General features: G+C 74.4%; 4 protein-coding genes. 2 read left to right on the top strand and 2 right to left on the bottom strand.

The window, feature by feature from the left end; translation table 11 throughout:
- Positions 1-338, bottom strand: a 338-nt coding sequence (locus tag MHW47_RS32800; protein ID WP_239227487.1) for a DUF2510 domain-containing protein, incomplete at its 3' end; no start/stop codon positions are given.
- A 208-nt stretch (positions 339-546) separates the two neighbouring features.
- On the opposite strand from MHW47_RS32800, the gene MHW47_RS32805 reads away from it, so the two are divergent.
- On the top strand, positions 547-1,029 hold the full coding sequence (locus tag MHW47_RS32805; RefSeq protein WP_239227488.1) for an SsgA family sporulation/cell division regulator: 483 nt from the start codon (positions 547-549) through the stop codon (positions 1,027-1,029).
- A 20-nt stretch (positions 1,030-1,049) separates the two neighbouring features.
- Here MHW47_RS32805 and MHW47_RS32810 read toward each other — a convergent pair whose 3' ends face one another.
- The gene (locus MHW47_RS32810; protein WP_239227489.1) at positions 1,050-2,417 is read right to left on the bottom strand and encodes an FAD-binding oxidoreductase; all 1,368 of its coding nucleotides are present in this window, start codon (positions 2,415-2,417) and stop codon (positions 1,050-1,052) included.
- A gap of 97 nt (positions 2,418-2,514) precedes the next feature.
- Between MHW47_RS32810 and MHW47_RS32815 the strand changes: the two genes are divergently transcribed.
- The coding region (locus tag MHW47_RS32815; RefSeq protein ID WP_239227490.1) for a tetratricopeptide repeat protein at positions 2,515-4,120 on the top strand (1,606 nt) is incomplete at its 3' end.

Here is a 4,120-nt window from a genome sequence, read left to right on the forward strand (position 1 = left end):
ACGGAGGCGGCCGGGGCGGCGTCGGCGGGCTCCGGGGCCCGGGGGCCCGTACCGCCCCAGGACACGCGGTGGTCGCCGAAGCCCGTCTGGCGGGAGGCGTCGGCCTGCCAGGCGATGGCGGGTTCGGGGCGGCCCTCGCCGCCCGGCGCGTCCGCCCGCGCCTCGTCCAGGAAGACGGGGCCGGTCTCCTCGACCGCGTCCTGTTCCGGGGCCGGGCGGCTGGTACCGGGCACCCAGGCGGAGCCGTTCCAGTAGCGGACGTATCCGGGGATGGACGGGTCGGGGTAGTACCCCTCGCGGGGGCTCTCGTCACCGGGTGCCGGGGTTGGGGCGCTCATCACCGTGGTCCCGTATCTCTTCGCGGCCTCAATACAGGGGTCCACATCTACCAGACGGGCGCGGACCGCCGGGCCGGTCCGGGCGATTGACCCCCATTTCGGTCACGCGAAGTTTTTTCCCGAAGTCGCGTAATGAACCGCGTGGAAGGCGCTCTCACCTGTGCGGGCCGGTCGAGGGACCGGCCCGGGACAACGGAAGGAAGCCCTCATGAACACCGTCGTGGAACGCGAGCTGGAGCTCAAGCTGGTCCTGTCGCCCGAGCGCAGCATCCCCGTGCCGGCCAGGCTGACGTACCGCACCGAGGACCCGTACGCGGTGCACATCACCTTCCACATCACCTCGGACTCGCCCGTGTACTGGACGTTCGCCCGCGATCTGCTGGTGGAAGGGGTCTTCCGGCCGTGCGGGCAGGGCGATGTGCGGATCTGGCCCACCAAGGTGGACGGGAACAGCGTCATCTGCGTGGCGCTGACCTCGCCGGAGGGCAACGCGCTGCTGGAGGTGCCGGCGGCGGCGGTGGCGGTCTGGGTGGAACGGACGCTGCGCGTCGTGCCGCCGGGCACGGAGAGCGAGCGGCTCGGCATCGACGAGGGGCTGGCCGAGCTGCTCGCGCCGCTGCCGGCCGACGACCTGTGGATGAGCGACCCGTGGCCGTCGGACGAGTCGCAGGCGCAGGAGGGGGAGAACTGAGCGGCGTGGGCCGGGGACGGTCAGAAGACCTTGCCGGGGTTGAGCAGGCCGAGCGGGTCGAAGGCCCGCTTCACGCCCCGGTGCAGTTCCACGCCGGTCTCGCCGAGTTCGCGGGCCAGCCACTCCTTCTTGAGGACGCCGACGCCGTGTTCGCCGGTGATCGTGCCGCCGAGGGCGAGACCGAGCGCCATGATCGCGTCGAAGGACTCCCGCGCCCGCCGGGACTCGTCGGCGTCCGCCGGGTCGAAGCAGACGACGGGGTGGGTGTTGCCGTCGCCCGCGTGGGCGCAGACGCCGATGGTGAGGGCGTACTTCGCGGCGATCTCCGCCGTGCCCTCCAGCATGGCGCCGAGCCGGGACCGCGGTACGCACACGTCGTCGATCATCGTCGCCGGCTTGACGGTCTCCAGCGCGGTCAGCGCCATCCGCCGGGCCCGGAGCAGCATCTCGGACTCGGCCGCGTCGTCCGCCGGCACGACCTCGGTGGCCCCGGCCGCCGTGCACAGGCCGGCGACGGCGGCGAGGTCGGCGGCCGGGTCCGGGGTGTCGAAGGCGGCGAGGAGCAGGGCCTCCGTGGTCTCGGGGAGTCCCATGCGGGCGAGGCGGTTGACGGCCCGGACGGTCGTACGGTCCATCAGTTCGAGGAGTGAGGGGGTGTGGCCGCTCTCCATGATCCGGCAGACGGCGTCGCAGGCGGCGGAGGCGCTGGGGAACTCGGCGGCGAGGACGAGCTGCCGGGGCGGCCGGGGCTTGAGGGCGAGGACGGCCTTCACGACGATGCCGAGGCTGCCCTCGGAGCCGACGAGGAGGCGGGTCAGGTCGTATCCGGCGACGCCCTTGGCGGTGCGCCGCCCGGTGCTGAGCAGCCGTCCGTCGGCGAGGACGACGTCGAGACCGAGGACGTATTCGGCGGTGACCCCGTACTTCACGCAGCACAGGCCGCCGGACGCGGTGCCGATGTTGCCGCCGATGGTGCACGTCTCCCAGCTGGAGGGGTCCGGCGGGTAGTACAGGCCGTGCTCCTCCACCGCGCGGGACAGCACGGCGTTGATCACCCCGGGTTCGACGACGGCGATCCGGTCGACGGGGCTGATCTCCAGGATGCGGTCCATCCTGACCAGGGAGAGCACGATGCAGCCGTCGACGGCGTTGGCGGCGCCGGACAGGCCCGTGCGGGCGCCCTGGGGGACGACCGGGACGCGCAGCGCGGTGGCGGTGCGCATGACGTGCTGGACCTGCTCGACGGTGCGCGGGAGCACCACGACGGCGGGGGTGCCGGCCGCGCAGAAGCTCGCCATGTCGTGGGCGTAGGAGGCGGTGACGTCCGGGTCGGTGATCACGGCTTCGGCCGGGAGGCCCGCCCGCAGGAGTTCGGGGAGATCGTCCATGATCCGAGCGTGGCACCCGGACCCATTGGTGTGAACCCGTCTGCGGTGGCGATCCCAAGACGCTGTGTGATCTTCATACTGACGCACAGTGAGCGGCATGGATCTCACGCCTCAGCAGCCCCCGAGGGCCTCCGGGCCCGAGGACTCCTCCGACACCGGTCCGCTCCCCACCGGTCTGCCCGACCCCGGCCCCTTCCCGCCGGACGCCGCCTCGCTGGCCGAGCCGCCGCCCCCCACGATGCGCACGACGCTGCGCAGGGCCGCCTTCGGCATGGTCGCGGGCGCGGTCCTGGTGACGGGCGCGGTGGTCGCGGTGCCCGACGACGACCAGGACGCGGCGCCGCCGGTGCCCGGTCCGGTCTCGCGCGCGATGTCCGCGACGGCCGCCGGTTCCCCGGCCTCGCTCTCCGATCTGACGGCGCTCATCGGGGACCGGCAGAAGTGGGTGGGCACCCATCCCTCGGACGCGCCCGCGTGGGCGGTGCTGGGCTCGGCGTACGTGGAGTGGGGGCGGCGCGCCGCCGACCCGGCCTCCTACGCGCGGGCCGAACAGGCGCTCAAGCGCTCGCTGAACGTGCGCCCCGGGGAGCGGGGCAACACGGCGGCCTGGGTCGGTCTCGCCGCCCTCGCCAACGCCCGGCACGACTTCGTGACGGCCAAGAAGTGGGGCGAGACGGTCCGCAAGCGGCAGCCCAAGGAGTGGACGGTCTACCCGGAGCTGATCGACGCCTACAACGGCCTGGGCGACCGGAAGTCGGCGATCACCGCGGTGGAGAAGTTCACCGAGCTGCGGGCCGGGGTGCCGGCGCTGGGCCGGGCGGCCGAGATGTACCGGGACCGGGGCTGGCGCGAGGACGCGCTGGCCACCGCGCAGGACGCGGCGAACCGGGCGAGGACGCCCGCCGAGAAGGCCGACTGCCTGTCCCGGCTGGGCGAGCTGGCCTGGGAGCGCGGTGAGCCGAAGGAGGCCGTGGCGCAGTACGGGGCGGCGCTGCGCGTCCTGAAGGGCCATCACCCCGCGCTCGCCGGGCGGGCCCGCGCGCAGGCGGCCCTCGGCCGCACCGACGAGGCCGTACGCGACTACCAGGCGGCGCTCGCGAAGTCGCCGCGCCCGGAGTACCTGCTGGAGCTGGGCGAGCTGTACGAGTCGATGGGGCTCGACGGCGACTCGGTGGACCAGTTCACGAAGCTGCGGGCGGCGCTGGACCGGGGCAGGGCCGCGGGGGTGGACGAGTCGCTGCCGCTGGGCCGCTTCGAGGCCGCGCACGGCGACGCGGACGCGGCGGTGGAGCTGCTGCGGGGCGCCTGGCAGCGGGGGCACCGCAGCCCGGAGACGGCCGACGCGCTGGGCTGGGCCCTGTACCGGGCGGGCGACCCGGAGGCCGCCCTGGAGTACGCGCGGCGGGCGGTGGACACCGGCGGGCAGAACGCCTCGTACGCGTACCACCTGGGCATGACGGAGCGGGCGGTGGGCGACTACGGCTCGGCGCGCCGCCATCTGCGGGACGCGCTGCGCACCAACCCGGAGTTCTCGCCGCTGGACGCCGGGCGGGCACGGGAGGCGCTGGACGCGCTGGGTGAACCGCCGGCGGGCGGTCCGGCGGACATGCGGCCGGACCCGGCACCCGAGCCCCCGGCGCCCGAGCCCGCAGAACCGCAGAATCCGGAACCGCAGGCCCCGGACCCGGCGCCGCAGCAGGCCG

It is taken from the genome of Streptomyces sp. OfavH-34-F (assembly GCF_022347745.1).
Classification (GTDB): domain Bacteria; phylum Actinomycetota; class Actinomycetes; order Streptomycetales; family Streptomycetaceae; genus Streptomyces.